We start from the raw sequence: 17,016 nt of genomic DNA, 5'->3' as shown, positions 1-17,016 counted from the left end.
TCGGGCCGGGTGGCAGCGCTCACCCCGAATCCGGTTCGGGGTGCACCGGATCAGGTGCGCGGGCGCTCGAGAATGCGGGACATGACGATGCTGCTGCGGGTTCGCCCGACGCGTGCGTTCTCGCGGATCCGCTCGACGGTCACCTCGATCTCGGCCATGTCGGTGGCCATCACGTGCACGAGCGCGTCGGCTTCCCCGGCGATCGTCCAGACGCCGATGACCTGGGGAATCGGTTCCAGGCTGCGGCGCAGTTCGGCGGGGGAGATGTTGTCGCGGTAGTAGACCTCCACGTACGCCTCGGTGCGCCAGCCGAGCGCGGCCGGATTGACCTGGGCGCTGAATCCGGTGATCTGCCCGCCCGCGACCATCTTGTCGACGCGGCGTTTGACCGCGGGCGCGGAGAGCCCGACGAGCGCGCCGATCTCCTGGAAGGACGCCCGGGCGTGCTTGAGCAGATGGGCCAGAATGCGCCGATCGAGCTCGTCCATGCCTGCCCTTTCGCCGGCGACGCAACGAATCGTTGCTCATGTCCGAATTTGCGCAATGAATCGCTATTTCTGACGCAACGGTACCGCACATACCTTCGTGATCACGTACGTACCTCGTTCGACCCACCCGTATCGAAGGAGCCTCGTTGACTTCCGCAGCCACGCTCCGCGCTCCCGAACCGGCGGACGACCGCCGCCCGAGCGCGCGCCGGTATCTGATGTGCCGACCCGAGCATTTCGAGGTCAGCTACGCGATCAACCCCTGGATGGATACGTCGGCGCCGGTGGACCGGGAGCTGGCGCTGGCGCAGTGGGACGCGCTGCGCGTGGCGTACGAGGCGCACGGGCATCGGGTCGACGTGATCGAGGGGGTGCCCGGTCTGCCGGACATGGTGTTCGCCGCCAACGGCGGGCTGGTGATCGGCGATCGGGCGCTCTCGGCCCGCTTCGCCAATCCCGAACGCGCGCAGGAGGGTCCGGCCTATCACCGCTGGCTCGGTGAGCACGGCTTCGCGCTGCTGGGCGCGGCCGCCGAGATCAACGAGGGGGAGGGCGATTTCGCCATCGCGGGGGACCGGATCCTGGCCGGCACCGGGTTCCGCAGCTCCCGGGCCGCGCACCGCGAGGTACAGGAGTTCTTCCACCTGCCGGTGGTGTCGCTGGATCTGGTGGATCCGCGCTACTACCACCTCGATACCGCGCTCATGGTGCTCGGCGACACCATCGCCTACTTCCCGGGCGCGTTCACCGGCGCGAGCGCGCGGCTGCTGGCCGGCATGTACCCGGACGCGGTGATCGCGACCGCCGAGGATGCCGAGGTGCTCGGGTTAAACGGGGTGTGCGACGGGCGGCACGTGTTCCTGAGTGACCGGGCGACCGCGCTGGCGGAGCAGTTGCGGGCGCGGGGCTACGAGCCGGTCGGGATCGATCTGTCCGAGCTGCTCAAGGCCGGGGGCAGCGTCAAATGCTGCACCATGGAACAGCATTCGGCGCGCACACCGGCGCTGCCGGAGGGCGTGCCGCTGCTGAACGCCGATCCGCTGCCCGATGACGAGGACCTGATGGACGTCGAGCCGCTGGCAGGCTGAACGTCCTGGCGCGGAGCCGGTCGGGGCTCCGAGCGGGTGCGCGGGTGCCGATCGTCGCGGTCGGCGACGGCACCCGTGCGCCGGTCTTTCAGCCCGGTCGGGCCGCGCGGCGCCGATCGGCGCGATGGTTGAGCGCCTCGACCACGCGCCGCCAGGCGGGGGAGGCCTCGGAGATGCGGGCCGAGATCAGGTGCCGATCGCCGGCGGGAGCGCCGGGCCGCTCGTGCGCGGCGGTCCAGGCATCGAGTTCGTCGATGAGCCCGTCCAGGCGCGGGTCCGCGGGATCCCAGTCGACGGCGCGATCGGCGGCCAGGATGAGGCGGGTGGTCTCCGGGTCGTCGAACAGGGCGTTCTTGTCCCGGACGCGCTGGGCCACGGCCCCCGGGTCCAGGGCCCGCAGCAGGATCCAGGCGTCGCGTTCGAGGCGCACGCGCTGCTCGCCGATGCCGAGGTCGCGCATGCGCCGCAGGATCGCGACGATCTCCGGCGGCAGCACCAGGCTCTCCCCGCTGTCCAATCGCGCTATGCGGCGGCGGTATTCGCTGAGCTGTTCGATGCGCTGTTCGAGTTCGGCGTCGATATCGGCCATGGCCGAGGCGAATTCGCTCGGCTGCGCGTGCAACAGCGCGTCGATGCGGGCCAGGGGGACCCCGGCGTCGGCGAGGGTGCGGATGCGGATGAGGTCGACCGCGGCCTGGGCGCGGTAGCGGCGGTACCCGGAGGCGTCGCGTTCGGGTTCGGGCAGCAGGCCCACGTGGTGGTAGTGGCGGACGGTGCGCACGGTCACGCCGGCGGTCGCCGCGAGCTGGCCGATCGTGAGCACCGTTCTCCTGAGTTCGTCCGAGTCGCCGTCGAGTCTAGGGACGCCCGGCCAGGTCGAGGACATCGCGGATGGCGCGCACGACCGCGTCCGGGCGGTCGAAGCACAGGCGGTGATGGAAGGTGTCCTCGAGTACGCGTTGTTCGCCGCGCGTGACCGTGCCGGCGAAGGCCGCGTCCATGGCCAGGCGGCCCGCGCGCTGTTGCCCGAGTTCGCGGTCGGACAGCACGGCGCGCTGGCCGGGATCGATCCCGGTCACGCTGAGCGCTATCACCGGGACGTCGGGAACGCCCGGGCCCGCGCGCAGTTCGGCCGCCACGGTGACCAGGTTCGCGCGTTCGAGAATGCCGCTGCGCAACCAGGATTCGCCGGCTTTGGCATCGAGCAGTGCCGTCCGCACCGCCTCGGGATAGTCCGCCAGCAGTTGTTCGCCCATCTCGCGCAGGGCCGGGCGCAGTGCTTCGAGCCGGTCGAGATCGGGGGCCGAGCGTTCGGTCACCGCGAGCCGCAGCGCCGCGGGCATGAAGTCGTCCCATTCGCGGTGCACGGCGTCCAGCCAGACCAGCCCGGCCACCTCGTCCGGGTAGAGCTGGGCGAACCGGTGCGCGAACAGGCCGCCGAGCGAATGCGCGGCGAGCACGTAGGGTCCCTCGATATCCAGCGCCCGCAACAACTCTCGCGCCTCGACGGCGATGGCCCGCGCGGTGCGGGGCACGGTCAGGGCGTCGCTGTATCCGGTGTGGCCGCGGTCGTACACCACGGCCGTGGTGAACTCCGAAACCCGCTGCTGCACACCGAAATAGTCCAGTCCCACCGCACCCGCCCCGGGGAAGAAGAGCACGGCCGGGCCGCCGTCGCCCATCCGGTGCGCGAACACCCGCCGGCCCTCGATCCGCTGAAACCCGCCGATCGGCGGAACGTTCCCACTCACACACTCACCGCTGTTCACCATGGGGACAACCCTGCAACCCTGACGCAGCGTCAGGGTCAAGCCCGCACCCGCGGGCACGGTTCGGCGGACTCTGAAAATTCGATCATGACAATATGCGCATCTACGCATGGAATTCGGGCGTGCCATTCGCTCAGGGGAGAGTCCGGGCGCAATGTTCTTCCACGACAACGACAAAGCCCCCGCCCGGATGCGGGCGGGGGCCGGTTCGGCGGCTACGGCCGGTGATCGGGGGAGTGCCCGCTGTCCGGCCAGGCTGTGTCAGCGGGTCGCGTCGGGCACCCACTTGAAGCCGGTGGCGCCGGTGTTGACGCAGATGACCGGCTTACCGGTGTTCACGTCCCAGGCCGGCTTCATGCCTTCGCTGCGGGTGCACGGGGTGTGTGCCCGCGGGGTCGAGGCCGATGCCGGTCCCGCGACACTGATGAGCGCGGTGGCCACGGCTCCGCCGACGAGCACGGTGGTGACGAGCTTCTTCATGATCTGCCTTCCGTCGTTGAACACGCGAGGAGGCTCCCCCCTCTGATCGCGCCCCCGAGTCTGCCGCGATCGGGGTGGCAAGCCAAATCAATTTCGGCGCTTCCGTATTCGATGAAACACGCGTGAAATCGGTTGCATCGCAGCTCATCAGCTGTCCAGGGCCCGTGATTCGGCCCTGTCGCGGTGGTGATCAACATCTCACGGTCCTGGTGAGCGGGCATGACACCGGCGTCAGCGATCTGGATATCGCCATCGTGACCTGACGGCACGGAACCTGGCAGATGTGCGGGATCCGCGGGGGCGACGAGTTTTTCGGTCCGCTGCCCGGTCCGCTGGAGTGAACCGCTGGATTCCCGGCCGCCGGATCCGGCGGCGGGCTCAGGATTCGGGCGGGTCGATGCGGTAGCCGGTGGGGGTGGCGGTGACGTCGGTGACGGGGCCGCGCGGGCGGCCGCAGTGGCGGGAGCAGCCGGACCAGTGCTGGCGGCCGGAGGCGACCACCTCCTCGGGGAGGAGGGAGTCGCGGGGGAAGGCCGGGGTGGATGGGGGCAAGACCCGTGCCGTCTCCACGGCTTCGGCCAGGTCGGCTCGGACGTCGGTCAGGGACTTGGCGCAGCCGGGTTGTCCGGCGCAGGCGCTGACCTGGAGCCAGGGCGAGTTGGCGTCGAAGATCAGGCCCAGGGGAGCCAGGACCCGGACCACCTGTTCGGCGGCCCACTCCTCGAGGTCGGTGATGATCAGGCTGCGCCACGGCGTGAGATAGATCGGGCGCTCGATGGCGGCGACGAACTCCGCGACGCGCGCCTCCAGGGAGCCCAGGCGCACGCCGGCGCCGAGGGTGACCAGGTCGTCGCCCTGGGTCAGCCAGCCGATCGGAATGTCCTGTGGCGCGGTCGTTTCCACGCGGGTCGCGGTGGTGTCCAGGCCGGGGTGGGCGAGTAGCAGGCGATCGGCGAGCCGGCGCGGGCCGTCCTCGATCTCGTGGACGCGCCACCGGCCCTCGCGCAGGTCGAGGAATTCGTGTGCGGCGGTGAGCATGAGCTGTACCGCCGCGTCCGCGGGTACCCGCAGGCCGGAATCGGCGCCGCCGAGCAGCAGGGCGAAGACCTCCCCGTCCACCCCGTGCACGCCGATGTCGCCGCCGAGCCCGCTCACGTCCCCGCGTCCGTCGTCGAGGGTGAACAGCACCCGCCCGGGCAGATCCGCCAGCCGGGGTGCGCCGCGCAGCCCGGCGTCCAGCGGCGGGACCAGCCCGTGCACGTCGGCGATGCCGCCGACCCGGCCGGACAGCGGCGAGGCGATGATGTTGCGTACCCGCTCGTGGGTGGCGCTGGGCAGCAGTCCGGCGGCGGTGAGCCGCTGTTCGAGGGCGGCCGCGTCGCGCATCCGGCGCAACTGCACGTTGCCGCGCGAGGTCAATTCGATCCGGCCGTCGCCCAGGTCCCGCGCCGCCTCGGCCAGGGTCTGCAACTGCTCCGGGTTCAGTCGCCCGCCGGGAACCCGGATACGGGCCAGGGGTCCGTCGGCAGCCTCGTGCAGGCGCAGCACGCCGGGGCAGGAATCGGGTTCGGATCGCGTCATGACCACACCAGGGTACGGCGAGCGGCCGGGCGGGCCGCTCGCCGTACCGGGATCACTCAGCCCGCGTGATGCGGTTCGATCGACGCCGGCAGCCCGCGCTCACGCGCGAAAGCGGGCGTCCGCTCCCAGGAGTCGTTGAGCAGACTCGGAATCATGTGCTCGTCCAGGCGGTCCCGGTGCACGGTCGTCATCATGACCGTGAGACCGAAGAGCAGGCTCCCCGCGCAGATCATGGCGGCCACCACCGCCCATCGGGTCTGTCCGCTGCCCGCCGCGGTCAACGCCATAGCCAGCGTCGCGAAGGCAACCAGTACGCAGAAATATCCTGACCAGGCGGCGAAACGGTTCCGCCTGACCCATCCGGGAGTGTTCGCCATAGCGGCAGCGTACGCCCGGCAAACTGGTCGGACCAGGTGTGAACGCGAGGGTTTGCCGCACTGTGACACGGCCGCGATCCACTTGTTGGGACCGTCGCGATCGACCCGGGCCACGCGGGCTCGCTCCGCACCGCGAGCCCGCCGCGCCGCACCCGGTGACTCGATCGGGGGTGTACGGCGGTGCGCGATGGCGAGGGCGCGATCACCGTGCCGCGACACCGGCGCGATAGCATCGGCGGGCTCGTCGGATGGAAGAAACCGGTGCAATTCCGGTGCGGTCGCGCCACTGTGACAGTCAGACCTTCGCCGCGAGTGCCATACCGTGCTGGGCGCGTCCACCCGAGGAAGGCCGAAACCCGTGATTTTGCTGCTGTCCACGTCCGATACCGATCTGCTGAGCGCGCGAGCCAGCGGAGCCGACTACCGGCTCGCCAACCCCGCGCGCCTGCTGCCCGAGGACCTGCCCGGTCTGCTCGCGGGCGCCGATCTGGTGATCGTTCGCATTCTCGGCGGCAAGCGCGCCTGGGAAGAGGGCCTCGAGACCGTGCGCGCCAGCGGGATTCCCGTGGTCGCCCTCGGCGGTGAGCACGCCCCCGACGCAGAGCTCATGGAGTGCTCCACCGTGCCCGGCGGCGTGGCCGCGGACGCGCACAACTACCTGGCCGCCGGCGGGCCCGCGAACCTGTTGCAGCTGAGCAACTTCCTGTCCGACACCGTCCTGCTCACCGGTCACGGCTTCGAACCGCCGGTGGAACTGCCGCGCTGGGGCGTGCTCGAGCGGACACGGCGCGAGCTGCCCGCGGGCGCGCCGACGGTCGCCGTGGTCTACTACCGCGCCCAGCATCTGGCCGGGAACACCGGCTACATCGACGCCCTGTGCACCGCCATCGAGGACAAGGGCGCGCGGGCGCTGCCCATCTACTGCGCGTCGCTGCGCACCGCCGAATCCGAGCTGCTGGCCGAGCTGCGCACGGCCGACGCGCTGGTGGTGACCGTGCTGGCCGCCGGCGGCACCAAGCCCGCGACCGCCTCCGCGGGCGGGGACGACGAAGCCTGGGACGTGGGCGCGCTGGCCGACCTGGACGTGCCGATCCTGCAGGGGCTGTGCCTGACCAGCGGCCGGGCGCAGTGGGAGGCCAACGACGACGGCCTGTCCCCGCTCGATGTCGCCACCCAGGTCGCGGTGCCCGAGTTCGACGGTCGCATCATCACGGTTCCGTTCTCCTTCAAGGAATTCGACGAGGACGGGCTCTCGACCTACGTGCCCGATCCCGAGCGCGCGGCGCGGGTCGCGGGCATCGCCACGCGCTACGCGCGCCTGCGCCACATTCCCAACTCCGACAAGCGCATCGCGATCGTGTTCTCGGCGTACCCGACCAAGCACGCCCGCATCGGCAACGCCGTCGGCCTGGACACCCCGGCCAGCGCCATCAAGCTGCTCCAGGAATTGCGTTCGGCCGGTTACGATCTCGGCGAGCCGGGGGAGATCCCGGGCCTCGAGGCCGGGGACGGCGATGCGCTGGTGCACGCGCTCATCGCCGCGGGCGGCCAGGACCCGGACTGGCTGACCGCCGAACAGCTCGAGGGCAATCCGCTGCGGATCGGGGCCGAGACCTACGGCCGGTGGTTCGCCGAGCTGCCCGCGGATCTGCGCGCGGGCGTGGAAGAAGCGTGGGGCGTCGCGCCCGGTGAGCTGTATGTCGATCGCTCGGCGGATCCGAAGGGCGAAATCGTCATCGCCGCCATGCGATTCGGCAACGTGGTGATCATCGTGCAGCCCCCGCGCGGTTTCGGTGAGAACCCGGTCGCGATCTATCACGACCCGGATCTGCCGCCGAGCCACCACTACCTGGCCGCCTACCGCTGGCTCGCCGCGCCCGACGGCTTCGCCGCCGACGCGATGGTGCACCTGGGCAAGCACGGCAACCTGGAATGGCTGCCGGGCAAGACCCTGGGCATGTCCGCCTCGTGCGGCACCGACGCCGCGCTCGGCGATCTGCCGCTGATCTACCCGTTCCTGGTGAACGACCCGGGCGAGGGCACCCAGGCCAAGCGCCGCGCGCACGCCACGCTGGTCGATCACCTCATCCCGCCGATGGCGCGCGCCGAAACCTACGGCGACATCTCGCGTCTGGAGCAGCTGCTCGACGAGCACTCCAACATCTCCACCCTCGATCCGGCCAAGCTGCCCGCCATCCGCCAGCAGATCTGGACGCTGATGCGCGCGGCCAAGATGGACCACGATCTGGGCCTGGCCGAGCGGCCCGAAGAGGACGTCTTCGACGACATGCTGCTGCACGTCGATGGCTGGCTGTGCGAGATCAAGGACGTGCAGATCCGCGACGGGCTGCACATCCTGGGTCAGGCCCCGGCCGGGGAGGCCGAGGTCGATCTGGTGCTGGCCATGCTGCGCGCCCGCCAGCTCTGGGGCGGCGAGGTCAACGTGCCGGGTCTGCGCGAGGCGCTGGGCCTGAGCGAGGCCGGAGACGAATCCCGCGAACGCGTCGACACGTTCGAAGGTGTTGCGCGCGATCTGGTTTCGGCCATGGGGGAGATCGACTGGGATGTCCAGGGGATCGACGCGATCACCGAGCAGCTCGTGCCCGACGGCGACGCGATCGCCGTCGCGGGGGCCGAGCCCGAATCCCGGCTCTCGGCCGTGCGCCGGGTGCTGGGCTTCGCGGCCACCGAGGTGGTGCCGCGCCTGCGCCAGACCGGGGTCGAGGTCGCGCGCATCCTGCACGCGCTGAACGGCGGCTTCATTCCGGCCGGACCCAGCGGATCGCCGCTGCGCGGGCTCATCAACGTGCTGCCCACCGGCCGCAACTTCTACTCCGTGGATCCCAAGGCCGTGCCCTCGCGCCTGGCGTGGGAAACCGGTCAGGCCATGGCGGATTCGCTGCTGGCCCGGTACCTGGCCGACCACGGCGAGTACCCGCGCTCGGTCGGGCTCTCGATCTGGGGCACCTCGGCCATGCGCACCTCCGGCGACGACATCGCCGAGGTCTTCGCGCTGCTGGGCGTGCGCCCGGTGTGGGACGAGGCGAGCCGGCGCGTGACCACGCTCGAAGCGATCGGGCTCGAGGAACTCGGCCGCCCGCGCGTGGACGTGACCGTGCGCATCAGCGGCTTCTTCCGCGACGCCTTCCCGCACGTGCTGGCTCTGCTCGACGACGCGGTGCGCCTGGTCGCGGACCTCGACGAGCCCGCGGAGTCGAATTACGTTCGCGCGCATGCGCAGGCCGATCTGGCCGAGCACGGCGACGAACGCCGCGCTACCACCCGCATCTTCGGATCCAAGCCCGGCACCTACGGCGCGGGCCTGCTCCAGCTCATCGATTCCAAGAGCTGGCGCACCGACGACGATCTCGCGCAGGTCTACACCGCCTGGGGCGGATTCGCCTACGGGCGCGAGCTCGACGGCGTGCCCGCCGCGGACGACATGCGCACCGCCTACCGGCGAATCGCGGTGGCGGCCAAGAACACCGACACCCGCGAACACGATATCGCCGACTCCGACGACTATTTCCAGTATCACGGCGGCATGGTGGCCACCGTGCGCGCACTCACCGGGAAGAATCCCGAGGCGTACATCGGCGACAGCACCCGCCCGGACGCGGTGCGCACCCGCACGCTGTCCGAGGAGACCACGCGCGTATTCCGTGCGCGCGTGATCAATCCGCGCTGGCTCGAGGCCATGCGCCGGCACGGGTACAAGGGCGCGTTCGAAATGGCCGCCACCGTCGACTATCTCTTCGGCTATGACGCCACCACGAATGTCGTCGCGGACTGGATGTACGAAAAGCTCGCGGAGAGTTACGTTTTCGACGACGTGAATCGCAAGTTCATGGAGCAGTCGAATCCCTGGGCGCTGCACGGCATCGCGGAGCGTTTGCTGGAGGCGGCCGAGCGGAAATTGTGGGAGGCGCCCGAATCGCAGACGCTGGAACGACTGCGCCAGGTGTATCTCGAAACCGAAGGCGAACTGGAGTAGGCGAATTCCGCCGCGCGTGCCGCGGCGACGGTGCCGACGGCGGGTGCCGGGGCTGCGACGTTGAGGACATCAGCGGACAACCCCGGCACCTGCTCTATCCGCGGGCGGAGTCTGAGGGGACCATAAGAATCGTCCCGGCGTCACACTCGGGGAGGCGGCGGGAACTCCGATCACGTTATTGGGATCGATAATTGGATGTGGATTCCCCGATTCGCCGCGTGCATCGGTACGCGCAATCCGTTCGTGGACTTCGGCGTCGCTTTCCGTGCACGCCCGATGCGTGCATGCGGCGAATCGGCCTTTCAATGGCAGGAACGCAGGATGAGAATCGCCAAATTCGCCGCAACAGCTCTTTTCTCGATCGCCACGCTCTGCGTCGCGACCGCCACCGCGCACGGTGAACCCGCCGTCGCGAATCCGGGCATCAGTGGTGTCGATCGAGGGGTCGAGTACATCACCAGCCTGGCGCCGGACCGCTCCGCGGTCAGCACGACCCTGTCCGGGGGCCGCTTCGAGGTGGCGGCGGGCGCGGTCAGCGTGATCGCCCCGTCGGGCGAGACCATCGCCTCGCTACCGCTGGTCTACCGGGTCGCGGACCGCACGGTCAGCGTGCTGCCCGAAGTCGATGCCGCCGGAACCACTTTGACGGTCCGCCCGGCGAACGCCGCCGATGTGGTGGCGCCCACCGCCGAGTCCGTCGCGCTGCAGAACGTGGCCAACGCCGGGACCATCGTGGCCGGGGCGGTGATCGGCTGCCTGGTCGGCATCGTCATCGGCATCTGGTTCTTCGGTATCGGCGCCATCATCGGCTGCGGCGTCGGCGGATTGATCGGTGCGATCATCGGCGGGCAACAACCGTGAGGTGACACAGTATGTGCGTGCGGGTTCCGGATGAGTCGGGCCCGCACACACCGGACCGCCGGGCACGCAACCGCTCCGGCGGTCCTGTCATGTCCGGGGCCGCCGGAGCGGCGCCCGGGCCGGGGATCACGGGGCGGCGGTGACCTCGATGCCGATGGTGCCGGTCTTGCCGCGCCGCAGCACACTGGCGGACACGACCAGGAAGCCCTGGATGCCGTAGCGCTTCTTGATCAGCGAGCGGGTGCGGTCGCTGCCGGCGTCGTCCTGGATGACCGCTGTCGCCTTGACGATTTCGCCGCGGGTCTTACCGCGCACGTCGCAGGGCTGGATGGTGACCTCGGGATTGCGGCGGATCCGCTTGACCTTCCAGCTGTCGGTCACGGTCCAGATGTACAGACGGCCGTTGTCGAGCGCGGCCCACAGCGGGGTGCCGACGGGGGTGCCGTCCTTCTTGAAGGTGGTGAGCATGACGTACTGGGCGGTCCCGGCCGGGCCGAAGGGATTGTCCACGACCGCAGCCTAGCCGGTGATCGGCCGAGACGACCTCGGCCATCTTCCCGCAACGAGTCATAGGCACGTGTCCAGCGGTGTTTGTAGGCTGACACGCGGAGGCGAACAGTGCGAGGAGGCAGTAATGGCGGCGACTTCGGTTCCCATGCTCTGGGGCGGCAACCTGCCGGAGACTCTCGAGTTCTACAAGACGCTGGGCTACGTCGTCACGTACGAGCAGCATCGGCCGTACAGCTACGGTGCGGTGCGCCGCAACGGATTCGAACTGCACTTCGGCCCGACGCCCAAGGAACTCGACGCCCAGCGCGCCCATATCGGATGCCTGGTGGTGGTGGACGAGGTCGAACCCTGGCACGTGGAGTTCACCGCGGCGCTGCGCGCCAAGTACGGGCGCATCCCGGCCCGCGGCGTCCCGCGCATCACCCGGTTCCGGCCCGGGCAAACGCGTTTCACCGTGGTGGACCCGGTCGGCAACACCGTCATCTACATCCAGCGCGATGAACCCGACCCCGAATACGGGGGCGCCGCGGTGCTCGAGGGGCTGGCCCGGGTACTGGACCACGCCCGGATCCTGCGGGACTCCAAGAACGACGACGCGGCCGCCGCCCGGATCATCGAGACCGGCCTGCGCCGGTACGGCACCGCGGCCACGCCGGTCGAGCGGGCACGCGCCCTCGCCATGCTGGCCGAGATCGCCGCCGCGGCAGACGATTCCAGCCGGGTGACGCAGCTGCTGGCACAGGTCGACACGCTCGCGCTGTCGGAGGCCGACCGCGCGGTGGTCGTCGACGAGCTCAAAGTGGTGGCGGCGCTGCGGGACTGGCTCACGACCGAGGCCTGACCCGCTGGGGCCGGTGCTCTCGGGCGCACCGGCCCGCGGCGGCGCGCGGCGACGGGGACCGGGTGCGGGGGAGGTCCGGCGGGTTCGGCCGGCCGGGAAGTCCGGTGCGGTTACGAAGTGCGGGCGCCGACCATACGCAGTGCGAGCGTGGCGTATTCGTCGCCGAGCGTCTCGGGGGTGCTGCGATAGGCCGGGCGATACCAGCGCGAGGCGTCCACGCTCAAGGCCAGCAGGGCCAGGGCGGTCGCGCTCGGATCGGTGATGTCGAAGTCGCCGGCGTCCGCGCCTTCGGCGGCCAGATCGCGGATCAGGCGGTGCAGGCTGTGCTGCACCTCGGTCACCTCGGCGCGGTGATCGGGGGTGAGATCGGTCAGGTGGTAGAGCACCACGCGGACCGAACCGCTGTAGCGGGCGTGCCAGATGGTCAGCGCGCGCACGGTGGCGGCCAGGCGTTCGGCGGTGCTGCCGGGGCCGGTGGCGGCGGCCTCGGCGACCTGCTGGGTCAGCCGCAGAGCGGACAGGGAAATGCGGTGCAGAACTTCCTCTTTGGAGCGGAAGTGCACGTAGAGCCCGGCCGGGCTCAGGCCGGCGCGGGCCGCGATGTCGCGGGTGGTGGTGGCGTGGAAGCCGCGTTCGGAGAAGGCGTCGATGGCCGCCAGGAAGATGCGGCGCTGCCCGTCGGGGAAGCGGCGGCGTCCGCCCTCGAGCTGGGCCAGGGCCGTGGCCAGGGCGGCATTGCCGGGGTCGGTGTCCGGGTCCGCGGTGTTCGTGGTGAACTCGCCGGCGGCGGGACCCGGATCCAGGCCGGTTTCGGTCCCGGGCGGATGCCCGTTGCCCGGGGCCTGCGGCCGGTCGGTTCCGGCGCCCTGCGGTACGTCATCGATGTTCATCGAATCATTATCGTGCAGAGAGGTTTTCGTGCGCGCGTCCGGGCGTGGATCACCCTCGGACGGGGTGCGCGGGCAAGCCGGTGTGGGTGTTCGCGCGCACGGTCCGGGTCGATCGCGGTGGTCAGGCGACGAGGGTGAGCACCTGCGGGCCGTCGGCGGTGATGGCCACGGTGTGTTCGGAATGCGCGGTGCGCGAACCGTCGGCCGAGCGGATCGTCCACCCGTCCGGGTCGGTGTAGACGCGATCGGTGGTGCGGGCGAACCACGGCTCGATGGCGATGGTCAGACCCGGGCGCAGCCGGTAGCCGCGCCCGGGGCGGCCGTCGTTGGCCACATGCGGGTCCTCGTGCATGGTGCGGCCCAGGCCGTGCCCGCCGAACTCGGTGTTCACCGGGTAGCCGTGCGCGGCGGCGACCGCGGCGATGGCGGCCGAGACGTCGCCGAGGCGATTGCCGGGCTGGGCGGCGGCGATGGCCGCGTCCAGGGCCAGTTCGGTGGCGCGGATGAGGCGGGTGTCCTCGGGGGCGGGGGTGCCGACGGTGACGGTGGTGGCGGCGTCGGCGACCCAGCCGTCGATGCTCACCGCCAGATCCATGGTGAGCACGTCGCCGTCGCGCAGGTCGTAGTCGAAGGGCAGTCCGTGCAGGACCGCGTCGTTCACCGACAGGCACACCGTGTTGCGGAAGGGTCCGCGCCCGAAGGACGGTGCGTAGTCCCAGTAGCAGGACACCGCGCCGCGCTGTCGAATGCGTTCGCGCACATGGGCTTCCAGTTCGAGCAGATTCACCCCCACCGCGGCCCGCTCGCGCAGTTCGGCCAGTACCTCGGCGACGAATCGGCCCGTGAGCCGCATGCGGGCGATCTCCGCCGCGGTTTTGAGTTCCACCATGACAACCTCCGAATCGGTATTTTAATACCGACCCTAGCGGCTCGTGGTATTTTTATCCCAATCGCGGCGAACGGCCGCACCCGCCCGGGTCGCCGGGCGGCAACCGGCAGACAGGTGAGGTTCATGGTTCGGCTTCCACTGACCCCGGCGCAGCTCGAGGCCGGCCGCCGCCTGGGCCGAGCGCTGCGCACCGCCCGCGGTGAGCGCGAGCTCGCCGAGGTCGCCGAGGCGGCGGGCATCTCGCCCGAGACCCTGCGCAAGATCGAATCCGGCCGGTTGCCGACGCCGGCGTTCGGCACGGTGGTCGCGCTGAGCCGCACCCTGGGCATCCCGCTCGAAGAGCTCGCCGAGAACTGGAATCCCACCGCGGAGGCCGCGCGCTCGGCGTCCTGACGCGCGGGCGTCCCCGCGCCTGTGGTTGATCGCGGCGGTCCCCGTTCACCGTGCGCCGGGATGCCTTTCGCGCGCGGTGCTCGTGCGGAACGGGCCCATCGCACGTCCCCGGGCGCCGCTGCCGCCTCAGTCGGCCGGAAGTTCGGTCGGCACCGCGATCACGTCGACCATCGCGCCGTTGCGCAGCACCGTCACCGGGAGCGCGCGGCCGATGGCCTCGTCGAAGAGCTGACTCTGAATGCCCTGGGCGTCACGCACTTCCCGGCGGGCCACGCTCAGCACCAGGTCGCCCCGGCGCAGGCCCGCGCGTTCGGCGGGACCACCGCGCATCACCTCCATGATCCGCAGCCCGGCGTTCCGGCCGGTGCGTTCGGCGACGTCCGCGGGCAGGGGAGCGGGCACCCCGACCACCCCGAGGTAGGCGCGCCGCACCCGGCCGTCGTGGCGCAGCGTGGTGATGATGCGGCGGGTGGTCCGGTTGATCGGAATCGCCAGGCCCAGTCCGATGCCCGCCACCGCGGTGTTGATCCCGACCACCCGGCCCAGTGAATCGGCCAGCGCGCCACCGGAATTCCCCGGGTTCAGGGCGGCGTCGGTCTGGATGACGTCCTCGATGACCCGCGCGGTGCGCCGGTTGCCGACCGGCACCGACCGGCCGAGCGCGCTCACCACCCCGGCCGTCACCGACCCGGCCAGCCCGAGCGGGCTGCCCACCGCGACCACCAGCTGCCCGACCACGAGCGAATCGGCGTCCCCGAGCCGGGCGGCCTCGGGTGCGCCCCCGCGCGCCCGCAACACCGCCAGATCCGAGAGCGGATCCACCCCCACGACGTCGAACCGCGATTCGGCCCCGTCCGCGAAAACCACGACCCCGTTGCTCGCGCTCGCGACCACGTGCGCGTTGGTCAGCAGATATCCGTCGTCGGTGAACACCACCGCCGACCCGCTCCCGCGCCGGGTCTGCACACTGGCCACGTGCGGGGTGACCGCCCGCGCCACCCCGATCACCGCCCGCGAATACGCGTCCAGCGCAGCGGCATCGGCGCCGGCCGTCGTGCTGGACGCGGCATCGGTGCTGGAGGCGGCATTCGCGGGGACTGTGGAATCGGCGGGGGCGGCCGGGTCGGTTTCGTCGGACATAGGCTCACCATCCGAGTACACGATTACGAGTTGACCGTTCCAGGATGCCCGCGCGTGCGGGGGAGCGCATCGTGTTCGCCGCCGGCGCAATGCCGGACCTCCCGGACGAGCGGGTTCGCACACGTCCCGTGCGGTGGAGGCGTCACACGGACGCCACGGCAGAACGCGCCCCGGCGCCGGGTCAGCGCGGTCCCGCCGCCAGGTCCGCGACGAGCCCGGCCCAGCCCGCCCGGCCGCCCAGGCCGATTCGAGTACGCATCGGGACCGACTCCTTTCCCGGTGAGCCGGTCCCGGCGGACCGGTGACGCGGGACTAGGTCGCCTGGCTGACCGAGGACATGTGGAAATCGGGAATCCGCAAGGGCGGCATGGCGGTCCGGGTGAACCAGTCCTTCCACTCGCGCGGGAGGGTGATCTCGGTGCGGCCCGCCTCGGAGACCCGGCGCAGCAGATCCAGCGGGGACTCGTTGAAGCGGAAGTTGTTCGCCGCCCCGACCACCTCGCCGTCCTCCACCAGGTACACCCCGTCGCGGGTCAGGCCGGTCAGCAGCAGCGTCGCCGGATCCACCTCGCGGATGTACCAGAGGCAGGTCAGCAGCAGGCCGCGTTCGGTCCGGGCGATCATGTCCGGCAGCGAGGCGTCGGAACCACCCGTCATGAGCAGGTTCTCACCGGGCAGGGTGACGGGGGCATCGAACTCGGCGGCCGTCGCGCGCGGGTACACCAGCGACTCCACCACGCCCTCGCGCACCCAGTCCGCGCGCTGGGCGCTGAGGCCGTTGTCGAACACCGACAGCGACTCCGAGGACGCCGGGGTCGCCACGAACGGCCGGTACTCCAGGCCCGCGGCGGACGGGTCCGAGTACAGGGTCAGCGGAATATCGGTGAGCCGCTCCCCGATTCGCGTGCCGCCCGCCCGCGCGAACGCGGTGTGCCCCTCGTGCGCGCCGCGGCCCTCCATCGACCAGGCCATGTAGATCATGAGATCGGCGACCGCCGAGGGCGGCAGCAGCGTCTCGTAGCGCCCGGCGGGCAACTCCACCCGCCGCTTGCTCCAATCCAGGCGGCGTGACAGCTCGGCCAGCAATCCGGGCACATCGACGTCCCCGAAGTCGGTGGTGCCCGCGCCGACCCACGCGCTGGCCAGGTCCGCGCCGCCGCCGCGTTTGCCGTTGATCTCCACCGAGCCGGTGGGCTGCACCCAGCGCCGGCGCATCCCGGCCGAGGTGCCCAGCCAGGTGGAATGCACCTGGTGGTGGGCGAATCCGTACAGCTTGTCCGCGCCGTCGAAGCCGGGGGACAGATCGCGGGCCAGCTCCCCGAACACCCCGATGTCGGTGGTGGCGGGCGTGCCCTCCCAGTCGAGCACCCGGTCCAGGGTGTCGGCGTCGACCGCGCCCGGATCCAGCAGCGGCATGGCGTCCTTGGCGGGTTCGGCGGCGTGCGCGGCCGCCTCGCTGGCCCGGACCACCGCCTCGATATCGGCCGGATCCACGCTGGTGGAGCTGACGCTGCCCACGCGCGCGCCCGCGGCGTCGCGCACGATCGAGACCACCGCCCAGTCCCGCGCGACCGAGGAACCGTTGGTGGTCATGGAATTTCCGGCCCAGCGCAGGGACGCCTCGTGCGCGTCGGTGACGATCACCATCGCCTCGTCGGCGCGCGAGAGACGCAGCGCCCGTTCGACGACCTCGGGTGCGGGAAGCACACTCACCG

Annotated in this window: 16 protein-coding genes and 1 riboswitch; of the genes, 5 read left to right on the top strand and 11 right to left on the bottom strand. The window is 71.0% G+C overall.

Annotated elements, in window-relative coordinates:
- Window positions 1–50: 50 nt before the first annotated feature.
- Entirely contained in the window at window positions 51–488 is a 438-nt protein-coding gene (locus ACFVBH_RS19325; protein WP_354990520.1) for an Lrp/AsnC family transcriptional regulator, read from the bottom strand.
- A gap of 146 nt (window positions 489–634) precedes the next feature.
- On the opposite strand from ACFVBH_RS19325, the gene ddaH reads away from it, so the two are divergent.
- Window positions 635–1,576: a dimethylargininase gene (gene ddaH, locus ACFVBH_RS19320; RefSeq protein WP_379003052.1), complete on the top strand. Its 942-nt coding sequence runs from the start codon at window positions 635–637 to the stop codon at window positions 1,574–1,576.
- A gap of 88 nt (window positions 1,577–1,664) precedes the next feature.
- Here ddaH and ACFVBH_RS19315 read toward each other — a convergent pair whose 3' ends face one another.
- The 5 genes from ACFVBH_RS19315 to ACFVBH_RS19295 form a co-directional block, all read right to left on the bottom strand.
- Window positions 1,665–2,399 carry a MerR family transcriptional regulator gene (locus tag ACFVBH_RS19315; RefSeq protein ID WP_379003050.1) on the bottom strand — a complete coding sequence of 245 codons (735 nt, stop codon included), beginning with the start codon at window positions 2,397–2,399 and terminating at the stop codon, window positions 1,665–1,667.
- 34 nt (window positions 2,400–2,433) lie between these two features.
- Window positions 2,434–3,327 carry an alpha/beta fold hydrolase gene (locus ACFVBH_RS19310; protein WP_379003048.1) on the bottom strand — a complete coding sequence of 298 codons (894 nt, stop codon included), beginning with the start codon at window positions 3,325–3,327 and terminating at the stop codon, window positions 2,434–2,436.
- Between the two features lie 279 nt (window positions 3,328–3,606).
- Window positions 3,607–3,849, bottom strand: a complete 243-nt coding sequence (locus ACFVBH_RS19305) for a hypothetical protein (protein WP_354990516.1) — start codon at window positions 3,847–3,849, stop codon at window positions 3,607–3,609.
- 354 nt (window positions 3,850–4,203) lie between these two features.
- Entirely contained in the window at window positions 4,204–5,406 is a 1,203-nt protein-coding gene (gene cobG, locus ACFVBH_RS19300) for a precorrin-3B synthase (protein ID WP_379003046.1), read from the bottom strand.
- 56 nt (window positions 5,407–5,462) lie between these two features.
- Entirely contained in the window at window positions 5,463–5,783 is a 321-nt protein-coding gene (locus tag ACFVBH_RS19295; RefSeq protein ID WP_354988763.1) for a hypothetical protein, read from the bottom strand.
- A 216-nt stretch (window positions 5,784–5,999) separates the two neighbouring features.
- A riboswitch (cobalamin riboswitch) is annotated at window positions 6,000–6,109 on the top strand.
- 32 nt (window positions 6,110–6,141) lie between these two features.
- On the opposite strand from ACFVBH_RS19295, the gene cobN reads away from it, so the two are divergent.
- Window positions 6,142–9,777 carry a cobaltochelatase subunit CobN gene (gene cobN / locus ACFVBH_RS19290; RefSeq protein WP_379003044.1) on the top strand — a complete coding sequence of 1,212 codons (3,636 nt, stop codon included), beginning with the start codon at window positions 6,142–6,144 and terminating at the stop codon, window positions 9,775–9,777.
- Window positions 9,778–10,098: 321 nt separating this feature from the next.
- A complete protein-coding gene (locus tag ACFVBH_RS19285; protein WP_379003042.1) occupies window positions 10,099–10,638 on the top strand; it encodes a hypothetical protein in 540 nt (179 codons plus the stop codon).
- A 126-nt stretch (window positions 10,639–10,764) separates the two neighbouring features.
- On the opposite strand, the gene ACFVBH_RS19280 is transcribed toward ACFVBH_RS19285, so the two are convergent.
- Window positions 10,765–11,148 (bottom strand): PPOX class F420-dependent oxidoreductase, encoded by a 384-nt coding sequence (locus ACFVBH_RS19280; protein WP_354988760.1) that lies wholly within the window; start codon window positions 11,146–11,148, stop codon window positions 10,765–10,767.
- A 124-nt stretch (window positions 11,149–11,272) separates the two neighbouring features.
- On the opposite strand from ACFVBH_RS19280, the gene ACFVBH_RS19275 reads away from it, so the two are divergent.
- Window positions 11,273–11,989, top strand: coding sequence for a glyoxalase (locus ACFVBH_RS19275; protein ID WP_379003038.1), 717 nt, complete (start codon window positions 11,273–11,275; stop codon window positions 11,987–11,989).
- Window positions 11,990–12,099: 110 nt separating this feature from the next.
- Here the strand turns inward: ACFVBH_RS19275 and ACFVBH_RS19270 are convergent, their stop codons facing one another.
- Together ACFVBH_RS19270 and map are read right to left on the bottom strand one after the other, a co-directional pair.
- Complete coding sequence (locus ACFVBH_RS19270; protein ID WP_379003036.1) at window positions 12,100–12,879, bottom strand: TetR/AcrR family transcriptional regulator; 780 nt, start codon at window positions 12,877–12,879, stop codon at window positions 12,100–12,102.
- A 121-nt stretch (window positions 12,880–13,000) separates the two neighbouring features.
- Window positions 13,001–13,768, bottom strand: a complete 768-nt coding sequence (gene map, locus ACFVBH_RS19265; RefSeq protein ID WP_379003034.1) for a type I methionyl aminopeptidase — start codon at window positions 13,766–13,768, stop codon at window positions 13,001–13,003.
- Between the two features lie 123 nt (window positions 13,769–13,891).
- Between map and ACFVBH_RS19260 the strand changes: the two genes are divergently transcribed.
- Complete coding sequence (locus ACFVBH_RS19260) at window positions 13,892–14,161, top strand: helix-turn-helix transcriptional regulator (protein ID WP_379003032.1); 270 nt, start codon at window positions 13,892–13,894, stop codon at window positions 14,159–14,161.
- 126 nt (window positions 14,162–14,287) lie between these two features.
- Here the strand turns inward: ACFVBH_RS19260 and ACFVBH_RS19255 are convergent, their stop codons facing one another.
- A complete protein-coding gene (locus ACFVBH_RS19255) occupies window positions 14,288–15,301 on the bottom strand; it encodes a S1C family serine protease (RefSeq protein ID WP_379003030.1) in 1,014 nt (337 codons plus the stop codon).
- 312 nt (window positions 15,302–15,613) lie between these two features.
- Window positions 15,614–17,008, bottom strand: a complete 1,395-nt coding sequence (locus ACFVBH_RS19250; protein ID WP_379004537.1) for a metallopeptidase TldD-related protein — start codon at window positions 17,006–17,008, stop codon at window positions 15,614–15,616.
- Window positions 17,009–17,016 lie beyond the last annotated feature (8 nt).

The sequence above is a fragment of the Nocardia sp. NPDC057668 genome, from assembly GCF_042799795.1.
GTDB lineage: Bacteria > Actinomycetota > Actinomycetes > Mycobacteriales > Mycobacteriaceae > Nocardia.
Note: the sequence above shows the minus strand (reverse complement) of the source record. Positions and strands in the feature narration are given on the sequence as shown.

Excerpts from the sequence above, each read along its gene's own strand:
- ACFVBH_RS19325 (WP_354990520.1), bottom strand. The coding sequence starts at position 488 with ATGGACGAGCTCGATCGGCGCATTCTGGCCCATCTGCTCAAGCACGCC.
- cobG (WP_379003046.1), bottom strand. The coding sequence starts at position 5,406 with ATGACGCGATCCGAACCCGATTCCTGCCCCGGCGTGCTGCGCCTGCAC.
- ACFVBH_RS19295 (WP_354988763.1), bottom strand. The coding sequence starts at position 5,783 with ATGGCGAACACTCCCGGATGGGTCAGGCGGAACCGTTTCGCCGCCTGG.
- ACFVBH_RS19285 (WP_379003042.1), top strand. The coding sequence starts at position 10,099 with ATGAGAATCGCCAAATTCGCCGCAACAGCTCTTTTCTCGATCGCCACG.
- ACFVBH_RS19275 (WP_379003038.1), top strand. The coding sequence starts at position 11,273 with ATGGCGGCGACTTCGGTTCCCATGCTCTGGGGCGGCAACCTGCCGGAG.
- ACFVBH_RS19270 (WP_379003036.1), bottom strand. The coding sequence starts at position 12,879 with ATGAACATCGATGACGTACCGCAGGGCGCCGGAACCGACCGGCCGCAG.
- map (WP_379003034.1), bottom strand. The coding sequence starts at position 13,768 with ATGGTGGAACTCAAAACCGCGGCGGAGATCGCCCGCATGCGGCTCACG.
- ACFVBH_RS19260 (WP_379003032.1), top strand. The coding sequence starts at position 13,892 with ATGGTTCGGCTTCCACTGACCCCGGCGCAGCTCGAGGCCGGCCGCCGC.
- ACFVBH_RS19255 (WP_379003030.1), bottom strand. The coding sequence starts at position 15,301 with ATGTCCGACGAAACCGACCCGGCCGCCCCCGCCGATTCCACAGTCCCC.